Raw genomic sequence first — 21397 nt, 5'->3', positions numbered from 1 at the left:
ATCTAGCTCAGGCGGTTTCCGTTTCCGGGGCGGCGTCCACTTCGGCGCGGCTGCGCGAAGAGAACCCTTCGTCACCGTGATCGGCGGCGCGCTGGAGCTGGAAATCGAAGGCGATGTAGGCGCTGTCGCCTTGGCGGCTGGGGACCGGCAGAAGGCCGGCGCGGGTCGCGAAGGCGAAATCGTCGTTGGCGAAGGGATCGTCACCGAAGTTGATCTGCGTCGTCAGCGTGCGATAGCCCGGTGCTTCGATGAAGAAGTGGACGTGCGCCGGGCGATTGCCGTGACGGCCAAGCGCGGACATGAGCTGGTCGGTCGCGCCGCCCGGTGGCACCGAATAGCCGCTCGGCTGCTTGGAGTGGAAGGCATAGCAGCCGTCCTTGCCCAGCTTGATGCGGCGACGGTTGTTGAACGGCGTCTGCTCGCCGGTGGGGTCGAAGTGCGAGTACCAGCCCTTCGAATTGGCGTGCCAGACGTGGACGATGGCGTTCTCCACCGCTTCGCCGTCCGGCCCGGTGACGCTGCCGGTCATGTGCAGCACATGGGTGCCTTCGTCGGGATCGACGCTGAGGTTGGCATTGCCTTCCACCAGCGGCGCGCCGGCGACGTAAAGCGGACCTTCGATGGTGCGCGGGGTACCGCCCGACAGGCCGGCCTCGGCATCCTTGGCGTCCATGTAGAGGTCGAGGAAGTGCTCCATCCCGGTGCCGGGAACGATCAGGCCGATCTCCCCTGCGCCGTCAGCCAAGTACTTCATGGCCAGCCAGAACTCGTTCTCGGAAATGTCATGGCGGACGATCAGTTCCATCACCGATTCGGTGAGGTCGCGCATGATCGCCTTGAGGCGGGGGTTGCCGCCGCTCTCGTTAATACCGGCGGCCTTGTCGAGTAGCTGCTGGACTTCAGGGGTCTTTACGAAGCTGACGTTCATTTTTAGCTCTCCCGTATACAAGCGTGTGTGGCGATCAGTGATCAGCGATCGTCGTCATGGATTGAAGAGGGGTGCTGGCTCAGCGGCGTGATCTTCATGGTCATGAAGGGGTAGAGCGGCAGAGCCATCAGCGTGTCGTGCAGCGCGGCATTGCTCTCGACATCGAAGATCGAGACGTTGGAATAGAGCCCGACCTTGCGCCAGATATGCCGCCAAGTGCCTGCCTTCTGCAGTCCCTGGAAAAAGGCCTTCTCGGCAGCCTTGATCTGCGCTGCCTTTTCGGCATCGAAATCGAGGGGGATATTAATGTCCATTTCGACCATGAACAGCATAGCTCAGGCTCCTGCGCTGACGGTGTGAAGAAGGGGGGCGGTGCGGTCGCGCCGGAAGGAGGCGACCTTGTCCTCGTCGAGCGCGATGCCCAGGCCCGGCCCGGTGGGAACCGCCAGATTGAAGTCGGCGTACCCCAGCGGCTCGGTGAGGATTTCCTCAACCTGCAGCAGCGGACCGAACAGTTCGGTGCCCCAGGCAAGTTCGGGAACGGTGGCGAAAACGTGGGCCGAGGCGATCGTGCCGACCCCGCCTTCGAGCATGGTGCCGCCGTAAAGGCCGATACCTGCCGCAGTGCCGATCGCGGCGACTTCCGCAGTCGCGAAAAGCCCGCCGGACTGGGCAACCTTCAGCGCAAACACACCGGCGGCGCCGGTAGCGGCGATGCGCAGGGCGGTGCGCTGCCCGCGCAGCGCCTCGTCGGCCATTAGCGGCACGGCCTGCGCGGCGGAAAGACGGGCCATGCCGGCAATGTCGTCCCCGGGAATGGGCTGTTCGACAAGGTCGCAGCCCACATCCTGGAGCATCGCCATGCCCAGCTTCGCCTGCGCCTCGGACCAGTTCTGATTGACGTCGACCCGCACGCTGGCGCGGTCGCCCAGCGCCTTGCAGATCTCGCCGACGTGGGCGACGTCGGCACGCACGTCGCGCTTGCCGATCTTGAGCTTGAAGATCCGGTGACGGCGGAGCGACAGCATCTCCTCGCCCTCGGCGATGTCGCGGGCGGTATCGCCGCTGGCCAGGGTCCAGGCCACCGGCAGGGTGTCGCGCACCCGGCCGCCGCCGATCAGTTCGGAGACCGGCACGCCAAGGCGCTTGCCGACCATGTCGAGCAGGGCGGTTTCGATCGCGCACTTGGCGAAGTGATTGCCGCGCACGCTTTTCGCCACTTTCGCCATCGTCGCGCCGACATGGGCGATGTTACAGGTGCGCAGAACCGGCAGGATGTAGGTGTCGATGGCGGATTTGATGCTTTCAGGGCTCTCGTCGCCGTAGCTGAGGCCACCGATAGTCGTGCCTTCTCCGATACCTTCGACACCGTCGGAATCGGTCAGGCGCACGATCACCATCGCCTGCGAATACATGGTCGCCATGGCGAGCACATGAGGGCGGATCGTCGGCACATCGACGATGAAGGTATCGGCGCGATCCAGCGTAGCCATTGCAGCGACTCTCCCGAATGGTTAGACTTTATGGAATATGTCTAGTCCTGCAGCAGCACCCCTTCAAAGACTAATGTGGTCTGCGCAGCATACCTCGAAGGTATTTTGAATATGGACCTGCGCCTACTGCGCTATTTCGTCGCGGTCGCCGGTGAAGGCAATTTCAACCGCGCGGCAGAGCTTTTGCACATCGCCCAGCCGCCGCTCTCTCGCGCTATCCAGCAGCTGGAGGCCCAAGTGGGCACGCAGCTGCTGGACCGCACCACCCGCCCACTGCGACTGACCCCGGTAGGCAGGCTGCTCCACGCCCAGGCCATCCAGATGCTGGCGCGGATGGAGGACATGGAAGCAATGGTAAAGGCCGCCGCCGTCAGCGAGCGGCGGCGGCTGGTGATCGGCTTCGTGGCCTCCACCATCTATGCCCGCCTGCCCGAACTGATCCGGGAATTTCGCAAGGTGGCGGGCAATGTCGAACTGGTCATGGTGGAAAGCACCACGCTGGATCAGATCGCGGCGCTTAAGGAAGGCCGCATCGACGTGGGCTTCGGACGTATCCGCTTCAACGACCCCGCCGTACGCCGCTTCGTACTGCGCGAGGAGAAGATGGTGGCCGCCTTCTCCAGCGAACATCCCCTGGCGCAGGAGACCGGACCTGTCTCGCTCCACGAACTCGCCGCGGAGCCGCAGATCATCTATCCGCGTTCGCCGCGGCCCAGCTATGCCGATCAGGTACTGTCGATATTTCGCGACCACGCGATCGAACCCCGGATCGTCCACGAGGCGCGCGAATTGCAGATCGCCATCGGCCTCGTCGCCGCAGGCGAGGGCATGGCGATCGTACCCGATTCTGTGCGCCGCGCACGTAGCCACGACGTCGCCTTTCGCGATCTCGTCGAACCGGCAACCTCGCCGATCATCCTGAGCCACCGGGTAGGCGACCACTCGCCCGAACTGGGCATCCTGGCGCGGGTTACCGCCCGCAAATACGAGGAATGGGGCTACAGCGTGCCCACCGCCCTGCTCACCGACTACGGCTAGAGCCGATAAACCTCTTTGCTGCGAGCGGCGGGCAAAAAAATGGGGGCTCGAAGGCCCCCATATAGTCAGGGTATGTCTGTTGACTGCGCAGTTCAGGCCTTGACGACCGGGTGCGTCAGAGTGCCGATGCCGGCCACCGTCGCGACGATGGTGTCACCGGGCCAGACCCACTCCTGCGGGTCCATGCCGGCGCCGACGCCTGCCGGAGTGCCGGTGGCGATGATGTCGCCCGGCTCAAGGGTGATGCCCTTGGAAATGTCGGCCACCAGTTCGTCGACCTTGAACAGCATGAAAGCGGTGTTGCTGGACTGCTTGGTCACTCCATTGACGGTGAGGCTGAGGTCCAGCGTCTGCGGATCAGGAATCTCGTCGGCAGTGACGATGCATGGGCCCATCGGCGCGAAGGTGTCCTGGCCCTTGGAGTAGATCCACTGGCCCGCACGGCGGCAATCGCGCGCGCTCATGTCGATGCAGACGGTATAGCCGAACACATAGGCCAGTGCGTCCTCGCGGGCGACGCCCTTGGCCTTGGTGCCGATGATCGCGGCGAGTTCGACTTCCCAGTCGAGCTGCTGGGTGATCTCGGCGTTGTGACGGATCGGCTCACCGGGCGCGATCACGCTGGTCGGCGGCTTGGAGAAGATCACCGGCTGGCGCGGCAACTCGGCGGAGGTGTCGAGCGACTTGGCGCTCTCGGCGACGTGCTCGGTATAGTTGAGGCCGATGCCGAAGATGTTCTTGCGCGGGCGCGGAATCGGCGCGAGCAGCGTGACATTGGCGAAGGGGATCGCGGTGCCCAGCGGGAACAGGCCGTCGGCGTCCGAGATCAGCGCAGTCGCGATGGCGACCGCCTGCGGGCCGAGATCGATGAATTCGAGCATCGTGGCGGGAAAGGGAACGCCCATCTCCTCACCGAACAGTTCGAGGTCGAGGACGTGTTCGCCGCCGTGACCGGAGACGATCGCGCCAAGGCGACCTTCGGCTTCGACATTGGCGCGGTAAGTTACGAGACGCATGGGTGATCCCCTGTTTGGATGGGTCTAAGGTGTCGTTAAGGGCGGTCTAAGGTGGGCTTAAGACAGTACCGGTTGATGACCGTCGTTCTCGCCGAAAGCTTCCTCGCGGTAGAGGCCCAGCGCGCGCATCACGGGAAGGTCGTTGAACGTGAACAGGCACGCATCCTCGCTGGCCGAGGCATTGGCGTGTTCGTGGTAGGCCCATGCAGGCACCACGAAAATGTCGCGTTCCTGCCAGTCGAAGCGCTGACCGTTGATGATCGACCAGCCCTTCCCCTTGGCGCACTGGTAGACGAAGCTGCCGGTCTGCCGGTGCGCCCTGGTACGCTCTCCGGGACGCAGCATCTGCATGGATGCGCCGATGGTCTGCATGACCGGCCCGCCGGTATGCGGGTTGACGTATTCCATCATCACACCGTCGAAGGGCGACCCGTCGGTGGCTCGTGCATATTTCGTCAGCGCCTCGTAAGTGGGCGCCCATTCGTACTTGAAGAGCGGGGAATAGGGCTTGGACCAGACCATGCCCGCCGGACGCAGGCCGGTGCCGGCCCAGGTCGCGGTGGAATCGTCCACGGCATAGGAGACCGCCTGCTGCAGTTCCGGGTGGACCTCGTAGAAATTCGCCTCCAGCGCGTTCATCAGCGGAATGTCGAGGCCGTCCTGCCAGATGCACGGCGTGCCTTCCTCGGAAACGCCATGTTCGTGCCAGGTGCCATTGGGGGTCAGCACGAAGTCGTTGGCACCCAGGGTCATCTTGTGGCCGTCGACATTGGTGAAGGCGCCCTGCCCCTCCATGATGAAGCGCAGCGCCGAGGCCGAGTGGCGGTGGCTGGAGGCGACTTCGCCCGGTCCCATCACCTGAAGCCCGGAATAGAGCCAGCCCACCGCCGCAACCACGTCGGCGCGGCCCGGATTTTCGAGATAGACGACGCGGCGGCCAGCCTTTTCCGGGGTCACCAGATCAAGCGCCTTCATCACATCGTCGCGCAGGTCCTTGTAGCGCCACAGGTACGGGACCGAGGTGGAGATCGGCTCCCACGGCTCGATCTTGTTCGCAACGGTCCACAGCGCACCGGTCCCAAGCTGCTTGAGCCTCTGGTAATAGGCAACGAGTTCGGGAGTGTCCTCCACGTTCGCGCGGCCGATCATTTCCTCGCGGTACTGGTCGAAACTCTCAGTCGCCATGGCTTGCCTCCGGATCGAGATATTACGGACCTAAAATAATTTGAATAAACTGTCAAATGCAACTATTATCGCTGAGTGCAGCGCGCAGATTCCCTGCGGTTTCCCGGTTAAGGAGCGCCCCATGTCGCAGACCCCCGTGTCCCAGATTTCGCCCGCCCCGTTCAAGGCTGCGGTCATTCAGGCCGCGTCGATTCCCGCCGATTCTCTCGCCGCTGCCGAGAAGGCGGCAGGTCTCGTCCGCAAGGCGGCCGCGGGCGGCGCCAGCCTGCTGGTGTTCCCCGAGGCATTCCTGGGCGGCTATCCCAAGGGCGCATCCTTCGGCACGCCCGTAGGCATGCGCAAGCCGCAAGGCCGCGAGGACTTCAGGGTATACCACGAAGCCTCCATCGACCTCGACGGCCCCGAAGTGGAACTGCTGGCGCAGGCCACCGCCGAAACCGGCGTGTTCCTCGTCATCGGCGTGATCGAGCGGGACCGCGGCACGGTCTACTGTACGGCGCTGTTCTTCGACGGCAGGAAGGGCCTGATCGCCAAACACCGCAAACTTATGCCGACCGGCGCGGAGCGCCTGATCTGGGGCTTCGGCGATGGCTCCACCCTGCCCGTCATCGACACGCCCATGGGCAGGATCGGCGCGGTGATCTGCTGGGAAAACTACATGCCGATGATGCGCATGGCGATGTACGACCAGGGCATCACCCTTTACTGCGCCCCCACCGCCGACGACCGCGACGGCTGGGCGTCCACCATGCAGCACGTCGCGCTGGAAGGCCGTTGCTTCGTGCTCTCGTCGTGCCAGCACGTGACGCGCGGCGCCTATCCCGCCGATTTCGACTGCGCGCTGGGCGACGATCCCGAGACGGTGCTGCTGCGCGGCGGATCGATGATCGTCGACCCGCTTGGCCAGGTCCTTGCAGGCCCCGATTATTCCGGCGAAACAATCCTTTACGCCGATATCGATCCGGCGCAGGTAGTACGCGGCAAGTACGATTTCGATGTCGTCGGGCACTATGCCCGCGCCGACGTGTTCGAGCTTTCGGTTAATGTCGCACCGCGCCGTGCGGTGACGCGTACCGGCGGGGAGTGAAGTTTAAGTGGAATTCGACTTTTCCAAGGTTGCGACTCCCGATCGCTACAAGCTGATGGGTTCCTCCATCACCCCGCGCCCGATCGCGTGGGTAACGACGATCTCCGGTGAGGGGCTGCGCAATGCGGCCCCCTACAGCTTCTTCAACATGATGGGCGCAGAGCCGCCGCTGATCGCGCTGGGCATGATGCGCCGCGCCGACGGCACCCACAAGGACAGCGCCGCGAATATCCTGGAGACCGGGGAATTCGTGGTGAACCTGGTATCAGAAGCGGACAGCTCCGCGATGAACTTCACCTGCATCGACGGCCCGCCCGAGTTCGACGAACTGACCGCCGCCGGTCTGCAGACTTTCCCCTCGAGCGTGATCGGCGCCCCGCGCATTGCCTCTGCCCCGGTGGCGATGGAATGCCGCCTGTACCAGAGCATCGAGGCGGGCAAGACAACCATCGCATTGGGCGAAGTCCTGCGTTTCCACATCGACGATGCCTTCATCGATCCTGAGCGCCTCCACGTCGATACGCTGGCGATGAACCTCGTTGCCCGCGTCCACGGTGCGGGCTGGTATGCGCGCACGACCGACCTGTTCCAGATGACCCGCCCGACTTTCGAGCAGTGGCAAGGCGAACAGCAGGACGCCTGAAGATGACGTAATAAGGGCCCCGCCGCGATTTGCGGCGGGGCCCTTTTTCGTTGAAGTCCGGGAGAAGTCAGACCCTGGTAGTCGCGATCGCCTCGATCTCGATCAGGAACTCCGGCATCGCCAGCGACTGGACGCCGACCACCGTGTTCGCAGCCGGCATCGCGTCGCCATAGAACGCGCCCAGTTCCGGGCCGATCGCGGCCAGCATCGAGACGTCGTAGTTCACGATGAAAGTGCGCAGGCGCAGCACCTGCTCCGATCCGATGCCGAGCGAATCGAGCACGGCCTTGATGTTGGCCAGCGCCTGGCGTGCCTGAAGGCCGACGTCGCCAGCGCCCACCACGTTGTAGTCCTTGTCCCAGGCCACCTGGCCCGAGAGGTGGACGGTGCCGGTCGCCTCGTCCAGCGTGGCGTGGGAAAAACCGTACTGGACGCTGGGATAGAGTGTTTCGGGATTGATGCGGGTGCTGGTCATGTCAGGCTCCGAAAGTGATGCAGGTCAGTCGACGAGTTCGAGCTGGTGGCCCCAGGGGTCTTGAATATAGAGGTTCTTCTTGCCGGCGAGCGGGCCTTCGGTGATGTCGATGACCTCCATCGGCGTGCAGCCACGCGCGGCGAGATAACGCGCCGCCTTCTCCACATCGTCGACCTTGAGGCCGAGATGATGGCCGCCCCAGTCGCAATTGCGCGGCAGGGTGGAGGTACGGTCGGCGGGCTTGTCATACTGGACGAGCTGGAAATTGAGGTTGGCGGTCAGCTTGAGCATGATGAGCGTCAGGCGGGCGCCGGGCACGTTGACGTGGCTTGCCATCCAGTCGCGCCCATCCGCGCCGACGGGGATGTCGGCAGCATCGAGCGGCCCCATGCGGAAGAGTTCGACTGCGCCCAGCACGTCGATGTAGAACTTCGCTACGGCATCGGCATCCTGGACGGTCCATGAAACATGGTCGGCCTCGATGAAAACAGGACGATCTTGGGCGGCGTCGGTCATGCACATCTCCGAGCTGGGAATTGCCGCCAGCCTAGGCCGCGCATCGCCTGCGGCAATGGCGTGGACGATGCGAAGATGTTGCGCTGCGCGCAACGAATCGCCAACTACCCGGCGTCGTCGAGCAAATCAGCAATAGCGAGCGAGCGCGCCGGGAAACGCGGGCGGAAGCCGTCCACCTCTTCCTCAGCACAGCTGCGCGCAGCCGCGATACGGCGAATAACCGCATGTTCGCAGCTTCGGCCCTGACAAAGCCCCATGCCCGCCCGGCAGCGCAACTTGATCGCGCTGGCGCCAAAGGAAGGCCCCACGGCAAGGGCGTCGGCGATGGCCTTGTCGACTGCCCCCGCCGGGATATCCTCGCACCGGCACAGCAGCGTCTCAGCGCTTGCTGCGGGGAGCCAGGGGCGCGGATCGCCAACGGCGCGCAGCAGGTCGATGAAGCCCTGCATCGCCTTTCGGGCTGATCGGGGGCCGCGCATCGCCGCAGAGGCGTCGCGCGCGGTCAAGACGCCTGCGTCCTGCGCAATGGCGAGGCCAGCGATAGCGCCCTCAGCCATGGCGGCATCGCTGCCCGCCACGCCCGTCGTTTCGCCCGCCACGTATAGGCCGGGAACGGTGGAGCGCATCGCGTCGTCGTGGACGGCCTCCCACCCTCCGGCGGGGTTTGACCACCGGACGCCCGCGCCCACCTGCCGGACAAGGTCCGCCTGCGGAAGAAAGCCGTAGCACATGGCGGCGAGGTCGCAGGCGATTGCTTCCTCGCCTTTCGGCCCCGCGATGACAACCTGTTCGACACCGCCCAAGCCCTCGCCTTCGCTGCGTAGCACCGGGGCGCCGTAGCGAACCTGCACTCCGGCACGGCGGAGCACGGCCATTCCGCCAGCGGCTGCGATGAGCGGCGCGGGCATGGTTATCGCGCGGGGGAGATGAGCCAGCGCAGCCTTGGCCATCTGCGCGAAGGATTGGGCGAAGCACACCGCCTCGACCTGTCCGCCTGCTTCGATGATCTGCTGGGCCAGCACGATCATCAGCGGATGCGTGCCGAACAGGACGACGCGCTGCCCGGGCAGGACCTGCTGCGCCTTGACCATGGTCTGCACCGCACCTGCGCTCATCACGCCCGGTAGGGTCCAGCCCGGCAGCGCCACCGGCATGTCGTAGCAGCCGCCCGCCACCAGCACGCGCTTCGCCTGCACTTCGCTAACGCCGCCCATGGTGCCGGACAAGGCCAGGGTAAACCCGGCCTCGCCTGCAGGATCGGGGGTGATGCCAAGGACGGAGTGTCCGCCCAGCCAGTTCAGCTTTGCATCATCGCTGACTTTGTCCAGCAAGGCCCGGCCCTTGCGATAGGGCGCCCCGGAAAGCCAGCCCGGCACCGAGAACCCGGCGGGAGGCTGGCGCAATATCTGGCCGCCCGGCCGCTGCTGCTCGTCGATCACGCAAGTGGAGAGACCTGCCGCCAACGTGCGCTCGGCAGCGGCGAGGCCCGCCGGACCGCCGCCGACGATGGCGATATCGAACACGGTCATGGCCTGGATTCCGGATCGCGGGTACTGATGCGCAGGCTCGGTTCCACAGGCACGAGGCACCCACGCAGGCGCCGCCATGGACTTGTCCCGACCGCGGCCCAAACCGTGCATTCGGAGCAGGTTCCCATATTGCAGAACATCCCCCGCGCCGCGCCCGAGCGGTCGTCGCGGAAACGCTGCGAGGCAGAGGCCAGCACCGCTACCGCCACCGTCTCACCGGGATGGACCATTACCCGCGCACCGTCGATTTCGACGGCGATCTGCGCGGGGCGGGTCACACCTTGCTCAATGCGCTTCATGGCAGCACCGCGAAAGCGTCGAGATGGGCGAAACGGCGGGGCAGGAACATCGACAGTTCTTCCGGCGGGCTTCCCTCGGCGATCGTGCGCGCCAGCAGACGTGCCAGCACCGGGCCGAGCGTGAACAGCGAGCCGCCCGCAGCCACGAACAGCCCCGGCGCTGCAGGTATTTCGCCAACGATGGGCAACTGATCGGCGGAGATGCAGGTCGTGCCGGTCCATGTCCGCAGCAGCGAGCGCTGCGCCAGCCCCGGCAGCACCCGCGCTGCGACCGCAAGGTTCGCGCGCAGGTTCTTCATCTCCACCGTAGCGGGACGGTCCAGATCGGGCGTTCCGTCGGCGCGCCGGACAAGGCGTGAAGGCCATCCGCCGCCGATCAGCAGGTTGCCGTCCTCGGTCTGCTTCATGGAGAGCCGCGCGCCGACGTGCTGGACGAGATACGGCAGCACCGGCTCCGTGCGGTCGGTAACGCTCATCATCAGCGGCGCGGCGTAGAGCGGCACGTTCAGCCCGAGCAGCCCGGCAAGGCGCGCCGTCCAGTGCCCCGATGCCAGCAGCACGCGCGGGGTGTTGACCCGCAGTTCGCCGTCGGGACCGGACAGCACCGCGCGGTAAGTCCCATCACGGGCCATCGAGAGGCCGGTCAGCGCGGTGCCGGTGCGGATTTGTGCGCCCTGCTCCACTGCGCCCTCGGCAAAGGCATCCACAAGAATACGCGGGTTGGCGTGGCCTTCGTCCGCCAGCCACGCCGCGCCTGCGAGATGCGGCGAGAGGGACGGCGCCCGCTCCCGCAACTGCGCGCTATCCAGCACCTGCGTCGACAGGCCCAGCTCGTTTTCCCGCGCGACCTTGAAGGCGAGCAGCGCCATCTGCTCTTCGGTCTCGGCGACCATCAGCCCGCCGTGCATGGCGACGTCGAGCGGGCGGCCGAGCATATGCTCGATCCCGCGCCATTCCTCGATTGCGAGGCGGTTCAGCGTGACGATGCGCGCGCCGTCGGCGGCAGCCTTCTCCCCCTGTTCGAGAAAGCGGCGCTCTATCTGGAAGTGCAGCGATCCGGCGTTCTGGCCCGAAGCACCGGAATTGAGATGACCCCGTTCGGCCACCAGCACCTTGAGTCCAAGCCTTGCAAGGTGCCAGGCCGACGCACAGCCGACGAGACCGCCACCGACGATCAGAATGTCGAAGTTGGAAGTCTCGCCCCGGCTGTTCAAACTCGTCATCATCAAATCATATCGAGCTTTCGCAAGGTCTCGGCAATGCTTTCGCGGTCGGCCTCGCTGACACCCCGCAAAGGCTTGCGCACGGTGCCGCCCGGCAGGCCCATCGCGTCGAACGCGGCCTTGAGGATCGCCGGACCCGAACCGAAGCGGCCGACGAGTTCAGGCGTGTACCATTCCTCCATCAGCACGCGGTCCTTCAAACCGCATTCGCGCGCGCCGTCGATGTCGCCGGCCCAGAGCTTGTCGTAGAAGCCGGTCTGGTTGCGGCCCAGCACGCCGCCTGCGCCCATCGTGCCGTCGCCGCCGTGGACGCGCAGCATGGTGAGGCCCAGTTCGTCCATCGGGAAGCCGAACACGCGGACCTGTTCGCGCAGGGCGAAGAACGTCTCTGCGAAGTGGGTGAAGCGCGGGGTCGACTGCTTGATGGCAACCACGGCATCGATCTCTGCCAGACGGCGCAGCAGTTCCAGCGGCATGTCGATGCCGGTGCCCGGAGGCCAGTTGTAGACGCAGATCGGCAGGTCGATGGCCGCGCCGACTTCTTCGTAGAAGGCGACGATCTCGTCCGCGCCGGGGCGCACGTAAGGCGGCGGCGTGATGAGCACGCCTTCGAAGCCGCACTGGCCGGCGTGCTGGGCGTAAGCGATCGTCTCGCGCGCGGTGAAGCTGGAGCAGCCTGCGATCAGCGGCACGCGCTTGCCCATCTGCTCACCGGCGACGGTGAAGAGGCGTGCGCGCTCCTCACGGGTCATGCTGGTCCACTCGCCGGTGGTGCCGGCAAGGACGAGGCCGTGCATGCCCTGGTCTACCAACCATTCGAGGAGGAGGCCGATGCCCTTTTCGTCGAGAGTGTCCTCGTCGATGAACGGCGTCGTGATGGCGGGGATGTACCCCTGCCAGTTGACCCGCGACCGCTTGCTGGCTGCCATGCTAACGTCCTTATTCCTGACTTGCGTTTGTCCTGCTGCGGCAGCGTGGTCTGTGCCCGCTTCCCGCCTTGCCCTCGATCGATGCCAGCCAGTGTGCTTTGCAACAATGGCGCGTACCGGGCGAATACGTTGCGCTGGATGCAACGAAGTGGAGGTGGTGGCAGACGCGCAAACGCCGCGCCCGGACGAACCGGACGCGGCGTTTGATTGTACCTCTGAATGTACGTCAGGCCATTTGCAGGCTCGGCGTCTTGCGTGGAACCGCAAGCGACAGACCGACCGTGACCGCCGCATTGGCGAGGAGCGCGACGAGGCCCGCCTCCCAATGCGGGAACCAACCCGAGGCAAGGCTCGACAGCGCTGGCACCCACATCACCGAATAGCCCGTCAGCAATCCTGCGAGGACGGCCACGGCGCTGACCCGGCGCATCAGGAAGGCGCAGTAAACGCCCGGCGCCAGCATGCCGATCGCGGCATAGGCGGACAGCCCGATCTCGACCAGCGAGCCACTCGCCCCCAGCGTCAGGTAAAGCGCGATGGCGGCGAAGATGACCATCGCCAGCCGTGAGGCCAGCAGTTCCGTCCTGTCGTCGATCAAGGGCATCAGCGGGCGCACGATGTTGCGCCCGAAAATGGCGCCGCAGGTCAGCAGCAGCACCGACCCCGGCACCAGCGCGAGCAGCGAGGCCGTGCCTGCCAGGACGCCGAGCATCCAGGCCGGATATCGCTCGCCCACGAAAGCCAGCAACAACGCATTAGGGTCGCCGCCGGGGGCCTGCGTGCCGGCAAGCAGCGCCGCGAAGCCAAGCAGGATGATGAAGAAGTACGACAGCGAGTAGATCGGCTGGAACACCGCGTTGCGGCGGATCGTGTCGCCGCTGTCGGCCGAATAGCAGAGCTGGAACATATGAGGGAACACGTATGTCCCCAGCGCGACGTTAAGCGCCGAAGTCACCAGCCACGTCACGTCGAGGCCGAGTTCGGGCTTGAGGCCGGGGAAGCGAACGGCTTCGGGGAAGCGCTCGCCCACGGTACGGAACAGGTCGAGGACGGAGGTTTCACCGACCACACCCGCCACGGTCCAGGCCAGCGCGATAACCACCACCAGCATCAGGATGTCCTTCACGCCCGCCGCAAAAGCAGCCGAGCGCAGGCCGGCGAGGAACACGAACAGCAGCATCAGCACCACGGCCACCAGCGCAGCGGCACCCTGCCCGACGCCGGGCGCGGCAAGGCGCACCACCAGCGTCAGCGCCGTCACCTGGATCTGCACGTATACCACCAGCGCGACCAGCCCGGCAGCGGCGATGCAGACGCCCAGCCAGCGCGAATTGTAGCGGTGGGCGAAGAAGTCGGCCTGGGTGACGAGCCTGTGCTTGCGCCCATAGGCGTGGATCAGCGGGGTCAGCCAGTAACCTATCGCCGCAGCCAGTGAGACCGAGCAGAATGCGAGATAGGCGGGCGCACCGTAAGCCCAGGCGAAACCCGATATGCCCAGCACCGCAAAGGTGGTGTAGATTTCGCCCGCATTGAGGAACCAGAACACCAGCGTGCCCAGCTTGCGGCCGCCCAGCGCCCATTCCTCCATGTTCTGTGCGCGCTTCTGCTTGCGGCGACCGTAAAGCATGGACCCGGCGACAGTACCGCCGACGATCAGCAGAATGAGGGCGAGGATCATGCCGCGTCCTCCAGCTTGCGGTCGAGCATGTAGCGAAGCCCCAGCACGGCGGTCGCGAAGACAATTCCGGCCATTTGCCATACCATCCCGAACGGCAGGCCCAGCGGGCGCCACTCGACACCGTTGGCCCAGGGCGCGAAGCCCAGTTGCCAGACGAACGGCAGCAGGAGAAGCAGGTCGGCCTTCTTGAGGCCGGGCGGGGTCTCGATGTCGTCAGGTTCGGTCATGGCTCGGCTCTCGGATAATCCAGTGGGCAGCGTGAACGGGCGATGCGTTGCGTTCAATGACGAACTGGAACCAGATGCGTTGCGTTTTAAGGAACGTACCGCCGTTCGTGGACCCTTGCCGTCAGCGCTGAAAAGGGCGGTTCCACTGGCGCAGCTGAGCCTCGATGCGCTTGAGCAGACGCAGCGGGGCGCCTTCGAGTTGGCGGCCTGAGCGCAGGACGAGACTGGTGGTCGTCTCCTCGATCTGGTCGTCGGCGATCGGTACGCTGACCATCGCGCCTTCCGTCAGTTCCGACCAGACCGAAATCTGCGGCAGGATCGCCAGCGCAATGCCCGAACGCACCGCGTCCTGCATCACATGGATCGAATTCGAGGTGATCGCGGGTTGCAGATAGATCTTCGCGTTCGCCTCGGCAGCGCTGAGGATCTGGCGGATGCGAAAGTTCGTAGGCGGCAGGCACAGTGGCACCTGGCCGAGTTCCGCGATGGTCACACTGGCCTTCGAGGCGAAAGGATGGTCCGGCAGCATGATCGCCATCAACGGCTGGGCGATCACCGAGCGGACGTGGATCTTCATGTCGTTAGGAGTGGAAAAGACGAGGCCGAAATGCGCCTCGTCGTCGGCGATCATGCGCAGGATTTCCTGCGTCGAGCCGGTCAGGATTTCGAGAGTAATCTGCGGATTGGCTTCAGAAAACTGGCTGACGAGGCTGGTGAAGGCCTTGCCCGCAAAGCCCTCTCCTATCGCCGCCGTCACCTGTCCGGTGCGGACCGAGCGCAGTTCCTCCAGCTTGGAACGCAGCGCCTCACGGTCCGCAAGCTGGTTGCGGTAGTGGGCGATGACGATCTCGCCCGCGTGGGTCAGGCGCACCCCGCGCCGGCCCTTTTCGATCAGCGCGAGGCCGTACTGGCTTTCAAGCTGGGCTATCTGCCGGCTGATCGAGGAGGGGGCGACGTTGAGCCGATCCCCCGCCGCCCGCATCGAGCCGGCATTAAGCGCTTCCAGCAGGTATCGCATTCCGGCTTCGGACAAGGCTTTCTCCTTCTACGCCCCCACCTAGCAGGTCAGCGCGCCGGATCGAAGTCCTTGCCCAGCGGCAGGTCGCGCGAACTCGAACCGACCTGAAGGCGGTACGTACCCTTGGCCATGCGCCAATCCTTCGCAGTCTCGTCCCAATAGGACAGCGCGCGGGCGTCGAGGGGAAATTCCACCGTGGCCGACTTGCCGGGCTGGAGCGAAACGCGCGCGAAACCTCTAAGCTGGCGCGGCGGTTCACCGGCAGCGGCGGGCATCGAGAGATAAAGTTGCGCCACTTCGTCGCCTGCAACCTTGCCGGTGTTGCTGACCTTTGCAGTGACCGTCCAGCCCTGCCTTGCCTTGGTCACCTTCAGCTTGTCGTATCCGAAGGTGGTGTAAGACAGCCCGTGGCCGAAAGGATAGAGCGGCGCGATGCCTTTGGCGTCGTACCAGCGGTAACCCACGAAGATGCCCTCGTCGTAGCGCGCTGTGGTGCCGATGCCGGGGTAGCGAGCGGGCTGGTCGGCCGGACCGTTCACCTCGTCGGCCGGGAAAGTCACCGGCAGCTTGCCCGAGGGGTTAGCCTTGCCGGTCAGCAGCGCGGCGATGGAATCCGCAGCCTGCTCGCCCGGATACCAGGCGGCGAGAATGCCGGCGACCTTGCCCTGCCACGGCATCAGGACCGGCCCCACCGTGTGCAACACGACGACAGTATTGGGGTTGGCGGCGGCGACGGCCTCGATCAATGCGTCCTGATCGCCGGGCAGTTTGAGGTCGGTGCGGTCCGCGCCTTCGGAAACGTGATCGGCGACAAAGACGACCGCGACCTTGGCCTTCTTCGCAGCGGCAACGGCCTCGTCGATCAGCGTGCTGTCGGGGGCCTCCCAACCAAGGCGCAGTTCGTTGGCCGAAAGCGTCGGCGCGTTGGAATAGGCGAGTTCGAGCGAAACGCGCTTGCCCGCTTCAAGCTGCACCGTGCCGTGAGTTGCAAGGCGGAAGCTCTGCTTGGGAACATAGGCGACGCGCTTGCCGTCGATGTTCAGCGCGATTTCGCCGCCACCGTTGAGCGAGAAGCGGTAGACGCCCGATTTCGCGGGTACGAAGCTGGCCGTCCAGCGGGCAGACCACAGAGCCGGCAGGCCTGTAACGCCGGCCTTGGGGCCGGCTTCGGCGTAATCGATCGCGGCTTCTTTGCGGACTGCAACCGGTTTGCCGGTCCAGTCGGGCGAGGCGTAGTAGGTGGCGGTCAGGTTCTCGAACGCAGCAGCAGGCATAGCCGGCAAGGGCAGGATGCCCAGAGTCCCGCGTGCGTAAGTGACCGAAGTATCCGGCCCCAGCGCGGCCTTGACGGCATCGAGCGGGGTCTTGAGCGTACCCACGTCCTCGGTCTTCACGAAGCCGCCGTAGCGCTCGGAAGTCTGGACGTTGGCGCCGGCATCGTCGCCGATGATCGCCACGCTGGCCAGCTTGCCCGGCAGGAGCGGCAGCACGCCGCGCTCATTGCGCAGCAGCACGGTGCCTTCTTCGGCGATCTTCTCTGAAAGGACGAGGTGTGCGGGGTTGCGCACGTCTGCGGTGGCGCTTCCGGGAAGCGGCTTGTCGACGAGGCCAAGGCGGAACATCGGCGTGACTATCCGCGATACCATGCCGTCGATATCGGCCTGCGCAATCTCACCCTTGGCGCGCGCGGCCTTGAGTTCCTTTACGCCATAGAATTCGGCGAAACCGAAAGGGCTGACCCCTCCCGGCATCGAGATATCCAGCCCGGCCTTGACGGAGGCCACGGTGCTGCGATGGGCGAAGTACCAGTCGGCAACCACGAAACCGTCGAAGCCCCAGTCCTTGAGATGGCCCATTATCGCCGGGTTCTCGCAGGCGTAGTGCCCGTTGACGCGGTTGTACGCACACATGATCGAGCCGGCCCTGGCCGTCTTCACCACGGCTTCGAACGCCGGGTAATAGATTTCGCGCAGCGCCCGCTCGGGGATCACGGCGTCGACTGCCTCGTAGGTAGGGCCATCGCCCAGACGCAGCCATTCCTGGTTGTTCGCGGCGAAGTGCTTTGGGGTTGCGATCAGGCCCAGCGACTGGATACCGGTGGTGATCGCGGTGCCAAGCTGCGCGGTGAGGAACGGGTCTTCGCTCAGCGTTTCGGCGAGGCGGCCCCACTTGGGGGTTCGGATGATGTTGATCGTGGGGGCGAGCACGACATTGCGCCCCTTGCCCGCGTGTTCGGCACCCAGCGCCTTGCCGTAGCCTTCCATGAGCGCCCGGTCGAAAGTCGCCGCGCCCATGATCGGGGCGGGGAACTGGGTCACGCCCTTCATGCCGTTGCCGACACCGGCGGGACCGTCGCCCATGCACAGACCGGGCAGCCCCAGCCGGGTAATACCGCTGATGTGACCGACGCAGGCGTTGACGCCGGTGCCGTTAGCATCGAGTTCGGTATCGCCCTGAAGCAGTTGTAGCTTCTCGTCGTCCGTCATCGCGGCGACCGCCAGCTGGGCCCGCTCCTGCGGGCTGCGGGCGGCATCGAGCCAGGGCTTGTCCGCCTCGGCGGCGAGTGCTGGCATGCTCCACAGAGCGGCGACGGAAATCCCGGAGAGCAAAGCTCTCCGGGACGTTGCCGCCTGGTACGACCCGAGGGCGAACTTCGAGACAGCGGCAATCATAATCAGAACTTGACCATTCCCGAGAGGCTGACGGTACGCGGACGGTTGGTGTAGTAGCCCAGCGGATAAACCCCCGGCACGATCTCGTTGTAGTTGATCGTGGTCTGGTTGTTGAACAGGTTGGTGACGTTGAGATTCACCGACCATGGGCCATTGTTCACGCCCGCGCGCAGCCCGACCAGCCAGTACGAACCGAGCGTCTGGTAGTTGTCGATAGTCGGGTTGAACTTGGTGGCCATGGCGCCCTGATAGCTGGCATCGGCACCGAACGAGGCCTCCACGCCCAGCGCCTCGACGGGGGTGGAGTAGTTGACGCTGGCCGAGCCGGTCCACTCCGGCACGTAGGGAATGCGATCGCCCTTACGGCCAGTAGCGGGGAGCGGATTGTCCTGCGCCAGTTTGGCGGTGTTGTAGTTACCCGACAGGTTGATGTCGAGGCCGGGGATCGGACGCGCTTCGAGCGTCATTTCCACGCCCTTCACTTCAGCCTTGCCGCCGTTGCCGGTGTAACCGAACGAAAGCGTGCCGTTGCTCGCCTGCTGCGAGACCTGAATATCCGACCAGTCGATGTAATAAAGCGCGCCGTTCAGGAACAGCTTGCGGTCCATCAGCGTGGTCTTCACGCCCCACTCGTAGGACCACAGCGAGTCCGAACCGTAGCCGTCGGGGATGACGACATTGGCGATGGCTGCTGCGGTCTGGTCGTTGGTGCCGCCCGAACGGTAGCCCTGCGCGACCTGGATATAGGTGTTGACCTGATCGCTCAGCTTGTACGCCAGATTGAAGCGGCCAATCAGGCCGTTGTCTTTGGTCTTCAGTTTGGGACCAACGCCGGCGCCGGTGCCGCCGCCGGCCGAGACGATGGCGGTGGAAACCTGCTCAAGCTTGAAGTCGAACAAACGGCCGCCGGCGGTGAAGGTCAGGTCGGGCACGATTTCGTAGCTGACTTCACCGAACAGCGCGCGCTCCTTGATCCGGGTGGCGACAGTGCGGTCGAGGAGCAGGTCGGCGCTGGCATCGGACAAGTTGCCGGAGGCATCGGCCTTAGGCCACGAGCTGCGGTAATCGCGGTTTTCATTCTGGAAGAACCCGCCGACCAGGATCTGGAACGGGCCGCCGAAGTCCGAAGCGAAGCGAAGTTCGCCGCTGTCCACCCGGCGGTGCTTGTCCTGCTTCAGCGCGCTGCGGCCGGTGCCGGCGTGGGGCAGGCCGAAGAAGGCCTGTGCCGCCAGCGAGGCGTCGCGCACGAATTCGGTGTCACGCACGAAGCGCGAAACGGTACCGGTGAACGTACCGAAGGGCTGCTTGTAGTTGACGGTCGCGTTGTAGATTTCGCTCTTGTCATTGTAAGGCGCGCGCACTTCGTCGGCCTGGTAGTCCGAGGGCAGCGTGTTACCGTCGTAGTCGACCTTGTTGTAGAAGTTCTTCGCGTCCTGATGGACGTCCTGATACATCGCGGTCAGGTCGACGGTCAGGTCAGGCGTGGCCTGCAAGCGCGCGGTAAGGCGTCCGGCCTTGCTCTTTTCGGCGTTGGCGCCCTTTTCGAAGCGGTTGTCGATCCAGCCCGGCAGATCGGCATAGAAGCCCGATGCGCGCACCGCAAGAACGCCGGGGATGATCGGCAGGTTGACGGCGCCGTCGGTCTGCATCCCCAGCGATGCGCCCTTGGTGGCGCGCAGGGCGGACTGGACGTAGCCGTTCACACCGGCATCGGGATCGGCTTTCTTGGTGATGTAGCGGATCGTACCGGCCATCGAGCTGGCGCCGAAAGTGGTGCCCTGCGGCCCCTTGAGCACTTCCACGCGGTCGATGTCGAACAACTTGATATCAGGGGCCTGACCGCCACCATCCTGCGAGTTCTCGCCGGTGATGACGGTTTCGTCGAGGTAAAGGCCGACGGTGCTCGCACCTGCCGAGTTGATGCCGCGGATCACGTAACGCTTGTCGCCCGGACCCTCATCCTGAACCGAAAGCGCGGGGATCGCATGGTAGAAATCGGCGAAGTCGACTGCGCCCTTGTCCTTGAGCGCGTCGCCGCCCAGCGCCTGGACGGCGATCGGGGTGTCCTGAATGGTCGAGGAGGTACGCTTGGAAGCCGTGACGACGATGTCACCGCCGGTTCCGCTGGCGGCGCCGGCATCCTGCGCCAACGCAGGCACGGCGCAGAGAGCGGTGCCGGCCATGATGCCGGATACAAAAAGCCTGAGCGACCCGTTCTTCTTGATGTTCATGGAACCCCTTTCAACCACTTTTGTTGTAGCCGGCGCGACAGCAAGTGTCCCCGCATTCACCGGATGAAAGGAACGTCACACGCACCCGGTTGCGCTTCAATGAAGCCAATCGGCGAACTTCGTTGCGATCAAAGCAACACTGGTGGTAACGATTTCATGAATAGCTGGCCCGCGTGTTCCCCACAAACGGCGCAAATCCGTGGGGTTATCGCGGGAAACACCGATGCAGCGGCAGCGCTCGGTCAAATCGCTTCGGGCCCAGTGGCAGGCCGTGATGTCAGGACAATGACGCTGAATGCTCCAGCCGGTAGGCAGATCTGTACCTCGCCGCACCCCGATTCCAGCCCGGCCCGAGTACATTGCCCTAACGAAGGCACCGCCTTTCGCAATGATCCGTACGAGCGCATTTGATCTGGCGGCGGTTCATTCTAAGTATCGTTCATGGCTGCTGCTCCACCATCCCGCGAAATCGAACCGCCTGTGCGTATACTCACGCCGCGCCAGCGCGAACGGCGTGAGCGCATTCAGGCCGCCACGTTCGAACTGCTTGCCCGCCACGGCGGCGAGATGCTGTCGATGAAGCTCATCGCCCAGACCGCCGGAGTGGCAGAGCGCACCTTATTCAACATCTACGGATCTAAGGATCGCCTCTTCGCCTTCAGCGCCCGCGAACGCAGCGAGGAGACCATCTCGGAGGCCCACCGGGACGGCGGCATGGGCATCGGATTTTTCAACATCCTGCCCCGCAAGCTGGCGAACAAGACTTTCGAGGCCCCTGAGCTTGCCCGCGCCTTCGCCCCGATCCTTGTCGAACATGCCGACATGGTGGGCCTGCCCGAAGTCTACGAACACTTCGCGGGCGGCGCATTGCGGGCGATGCGGGCGAACGGACAGGTCGCGGTGGACGACATTGCCTTCGTCTCGCGCCTCATCTGCATGAGCATGGTGGGCACCGTCGTTTTGTGGGCCAAGCGCGAGATCGCCGACTCCGCCCTGGAGACGTACCTGCGCCTTGCGATCTGTCAGGTGCTGCTGCCCTATGCCGAGCCGTCACTCGACGATGCGTTACGCGAAGAAGCCCGAAAACACACCCGCGTGCTGTCGCAGTCGGCAAGTGACCGCCTAGCATAAATTGCAGTCCACTGCATTTATTTCCGGGTGTAGTCTGATGCCTACCTCAGAAAAGAGGCACCGGGGGGCGACCAAGTAG

General features: G+C 64.8%; 20 protein-coding genes. 4 read left to right on the top strand and 16 right to left on the bottom strand.

Features of this window, described 5'->3' with window-relative positions; all coding sequences use genetic code 11:
• Window positions 1–7 precede the first annotated feature (7 nt).
• The 3 genes from GVL61_RS14945 to GVL61_RS14935 are packed head-to-tail and all read right to left on the bottom strand — an operon-like array spanning window position 8 to window position 2421.
• On the bottom strand, window positions 8–928 hold the full coding sequence (locus tag GVL61_RS14945) for a dioxygenase (protein WP_159981449.1): 921 nt from the start codon (window positions 926–928) through the stop codon (window positions 8–10).
• A gap of 41 nt (window positions 929–969) precedes the next feature.
• The gene (catC, locus tag GVL61_RS14940) at window positions 970–1260 is read right to left on the bottom strand and encodes a muconolactone Delta-isomerase (RefSeq protein WP_159981448.1); all 291 of its coding nucleotides are present in this window, start codon (window positions 1258–1260) and stop codon (window positions 970–972) included.
• A gap of 3 nt (window positions 1261–1263) precedes the next feature.
• On the bottom strand, window positions 1264–2421 hold the full coding sequence (locus GVL61_RS14935) for a muconate/chloromuconate family cycloisomerase (RefSeq protein ID WP_159981447.1): 1158 nt from the start codon (window positions 2419–2421) through the stop codon (window positions 1264–1266).
• A gap of 111 nt (window positions 2422–2532) precedes the next feature.
• On the opposite strand from GVL61_RS14935, the gene GVL61_RS14930 reads away from it, so the two are divergent.
• Complete coding sequence (locus tag GVL61_RS14930) at window positions 2533–3459, top strand: LysR family transcriptional regulator (protein WP_159981446.1); 927 nt, start codon at window positions 2533–2535, stop codon at window positions 3457–3459.
• 92 nt (window positions 3460–3551) lie between these two features.
• Here the strand turns inward: GVL61_RS14930 and GVL61_RS14925 are convergent, their stop codons facing one another.
• A complete protein-coding gene (locus GVL61_RS14925; RefSeq protein WP_159981445.1) occupies window positions 3552–4475 on the bottom strand; it encodes a fumarylacetoacetate hydrolase family protein in 924 nt (307 codons plus the stop codon).
• 57 nt (window positions 4476–4532) lie between these two features.
• The gene (locus GVL61_RS14920) at window positions 4533–5660 is read right to left on the bottom strand and encodes a cupin domain-containing protein (RefSeq protein ID WP_159981444.1); all 1128 of its coding nucleotides are present in this window, start codon (window positions 5658–5660) and stop codon (window positions 4533–4535) included.
• Between the two features lie 121 nt (window positions 5661–5781).
• On the opposite strand from GVL61_RS14920, the gene GVL61_RS14915 reads away from it, so the two are divergent.
• Entirely contained in the window at window positions 5782–6747 is a 966-nt protein-coding gene (locus GVL61_RS14915; protein ID WP_159981443.1) for a carbon-nitrogen hydrolase family protein, read from the top strand.
• Window positions 6748–6754: 7 nt separating this feature from the next.
• Entirely contained in the window at window positions 6755–7390 is a 636-nt protein-coding gene (locus tag GVL61_RS14910; RefSeq protein WP_159981442.1) for a flavin reductase family protein, read from the top strand.
• A gap of 67 nt (window positions 7391–7457) precedes the next feature.
• Here the strand turns inward: GVL61_RS14910 and GVL61_RS14905 are convergent, their stop codons facing one another.
• The 11 genes from GVL61_RS14905 to GVL61_RS14855 form a co-directional block, all read right to left on the bottom strand.
• Window positions 7458–7865 carry a RidA family protein gene (locus GVL61_RS14905; RefSeq protein WP_159981441.1) on the bottom strand — a complete coding sequence of 136 codons (408 nt, stop codon included), beginning with the start codon at window positions 7863–7865 and terminating at the stop codon, window positions 7458–7460.
• Between the two features lie 24 nt (window positions 7866–7889).
• Window positions 7890–8381, bottom strand: a complete 492-nt coding sequence (locus GVL61_RS14900) for a VOC family protein (protein ID WP_159981440.1) — start codon at window positions 8379–8381, stop codon at window positions 7890–7892.
• A gap of 104 nt (window positions 8382–8485) precedes the next feature.
• Complete coding sequence (locus GVL61_RS14895; RefSeq protein ID WP_159981439.1) at window positions 8486–9910, bottom strand: FAD-dependent oxidoreductase; 1425 nt, start codon at window positions 9908–9910, stop codon at window positions 8486–8488.
• Complete coding sequence (locus tag GVL61_RS14890) at window positions 9907–10209, bottom strand: 2Fe-2S iron-sulfur cluster-binding protein (protein WP_159981438.1); 303 nt, start codon at window positions 10207–10209, stop codon at window positions 9907–9909. Before GVL61_RS14890 ends, GVL61_RS14895 begins: the two co-directional genes overlap by 4 nt.
• Complete coding sequence (locus GVL61_RS14885; protein WP_159981437.1) at window positions 10206–11432, bottom strand: FAD-binding oxidoreductase; 1227 nt, start codon at window positions 11430–11432, stop codon at window positions 10206–10208. Before GVL61_RS14885 ends, GVL61_RS14890 begins: the two co-directional genes overlap by 4 nt.
• A 2-nt stretch (window positions 11433–11434) precedes the next feature.
• Window positions 11435–12361 (bottom strand): dihydrodipicolinate synthase family protein, encoded by a 927-nt coding sequence (locus GVL61_RS14880; protein WP_159981436.1) that lies wholly within the window; start codon window positions 12359–12361, stop codon window positions 11435–11437.
• Window positions 12362–12587: 226 nt separating this feature from the next.
• Window positions 12588–14039, bottom strand: coding sequence for a sodium:solute symporter (locus GVL61_RS14875; RefSeq protein WP_159981435.1), 1452 nt, complete (start codon window positions 14037–14039; stop codon window positions 12588–12590).
• A complete protein-coding gene (locus GVL61_RS14870) occupies window positions 14036–14266 on the bottom strand; it encodes a DUF3311 domain-containing protein (RefSeq protein WP_159981434.1) in 231 nt (76 codons plus the stop codon). Before GVL61_RS14870 ends, GVL61_RS14875 begins: the two co-directional genes overlap by 4 nt.
• Before the next feature lie 121 nt (window positions 14267–14387).
• Complete coding sequence (locus GVL61_RS14865) at window positions 14388–15299, bottom strand: LysR family transcriptional regulator (RefSeq protein ID WP_235037713.1); 912 nt, start codon at window positions 15297–15299, stop codon at window positions 14388–14390.
• A gap of 32 nt (window positions 15300–15331) precedes the next feature.
• A complete protein-coding gene (locus GVL61_RS14860) occupies window positions 15332–17857 on the bottom strand; it encodes a glycoside hydrolase family 3 protein (RefSeq protein ID WP_159981433.1) in 2526 nt (841 codons plus the stop codon).
• A 101-nt stretch (window positions 17858–17958) separates the two neighbouring features.
• Window positions 17959–20187, bottom strand: a complete 2229-nt coding sequence (locus GVL61_RS14855) for a TonB-dependent receptor (RefSeq protein ID WP_159981432.1) — start codon at window positions 20185–20187, stop codon at window positions 17959–17961.
• 480 nt (window positions 20188–20667) lie between these two features.
• Between GVL61_RS14855 and GVL61_RS14850 the strand changes: the two genes are divergently transcribed.
• Window positions 20668–21318 (top strand): TetR/AcrR family transcriptional regulator, encoded by a 651-nt coding sequence (locus GVL61_RS14850; RefSeq protein WP_235037712.1) that lies wholly within the window; start codon window positions 20668–20670, stop codon window positions 21316–21318.
• Window positions 21319–21397: the final 79 nt, after the last annotated feature.

The organism is Novosphingobium sp. 18050, from assembly GCF_902706195.1.
GTDB lineage: Bacteria > Pseudomonadota > Alphaproteobacteria > Sphingomonadales > Sphingomonadaceae > Novosphingobium.
The sequence above is the reverse complement of the archived record's forward strand: the minus strand, read 5'-3'. Positions and strand labels throughout refer to the sequence as shown.

Bases quoted from the DNA above. Each gene is read 5' to 3' on its own strand.
- GVL61_RS14920 (WP_159981444.1), bottom strand. From the start codon at position 5,660: ATGGCGACTGAGAGTTTCGACCAGTACCGCGAGGAAATGATCGGCCGC.
- GVL61_RS14905 (WP_159981441.1), bottom strand. From the start codon at position 7,865: ATGACCAGCACCCGCATCAATCCCGAAACACTCTATCCCAGCGTCCAG.
- GVL61_RS14880 (WP_159981436.1), bottom strand. From the start codon at position 12,361: ATGGCAGCCAGCAAGCGGTCGCGGGTCAACTGGCAGGGGTACATCCCC.
- GVL61_RS14945 (WP_159981449.1), bottom strand. From the start codon at position 928: ATGAACGTCAGCTTCGTAAAGACCCCTGAAGTCCAGCAGCTACTCGAC.
- GVL61_RS14885 (WP_159981437.1), bottom strand. From the start codon at position 11,432: ATGACGAGTTTGAACAGCCGGGGCGAGACTTCCAACTTCGACATTCTG.
- GVL61_RS14925 (WP_159981445.1), bottom strand. From the start codon at position 4,475: ATGCGTCTCGTAACTTACCGCGCCAATGTCGAAGCCGAAGGTCGCCTT.
- GVL61_RS14930 (WP_159981446.1), top strand. From the start codon at position 2,533: ATGGACCTGCGCCTACTGCGCTATTTCGTCGCGGTCGCCGGTGAAGGC.
- GVL61_RS14855 (WP_159981432.1), bottom strand. From the start codon at position 20,187: ATGAACATCAAGAAGAACGGGTCGCTCAGGCTTTTTGTATCCGGCATC.
- GVL61_RS14895 (WP_159981439.1), bottom strand. From the start codon at position 9,910: ATGACCGTGTTCGATATCGCCATCGTCGGCGGCGGTCCGGCGGGCCTC.
- GVL61_RS14875 (WP_159981435.1), bottom strand. From the start codon at position 14,039: ATGATCCTCGCCCTCATTCTGCTGATCGTCGGCGGTACTGTCGCCGGG.
- GVL61_RS14900 (WP_159981440.1), bottom strand. From the start codon at position 8,381: ATGACCGACGCCGCCCAAGATCGTCCTGTTTTCATCGAGGCCGACCAT.
- GVL61_RS14915 (WP_159981443.1), top strand. From the start codon at position 5,782: ATGTCGCAGACCCCCGTGTCCCAGATTTCGCCCGCCCCGTTCAAGGCT.
- GVL61_RS14935 (WP_159981447.1), bottom strand. From the start codon at position 2,421: ATGGCTACGCTGGATCGCGCCGATACCTTCATCGTCGATGTGCCGACG.
- GVL61_RS14890 (WP_159981438.1), bottom strand. From the start codon at position 10,209: ATGAAGCGCATTGAGCAAGGTGTGACCCGCCCCGCGCAGATCGCCGTC.
- catC (WP_159981448.1), bottom strand. From the start codon at position 1,260: ATGCTGTTCATGGTCGAAATGGACATTAATATCCCCCTCGATTTCGAT.
- GVL61_RS14870 (WP_159981434.1), bottom strand. From the start codon at position 14,266: ATGACCGAACCTGACGACATCGAGACCCCGCCCGGCCTCAAGAAGGCC.
- GVL61_RS14860 (WP_159981433.1), bottom strand. From the start codon at position 17,857: ATGCCAGCACTCGCCGCCGAGGCGGACAAGCCCTGGCTCGATGCCGCC.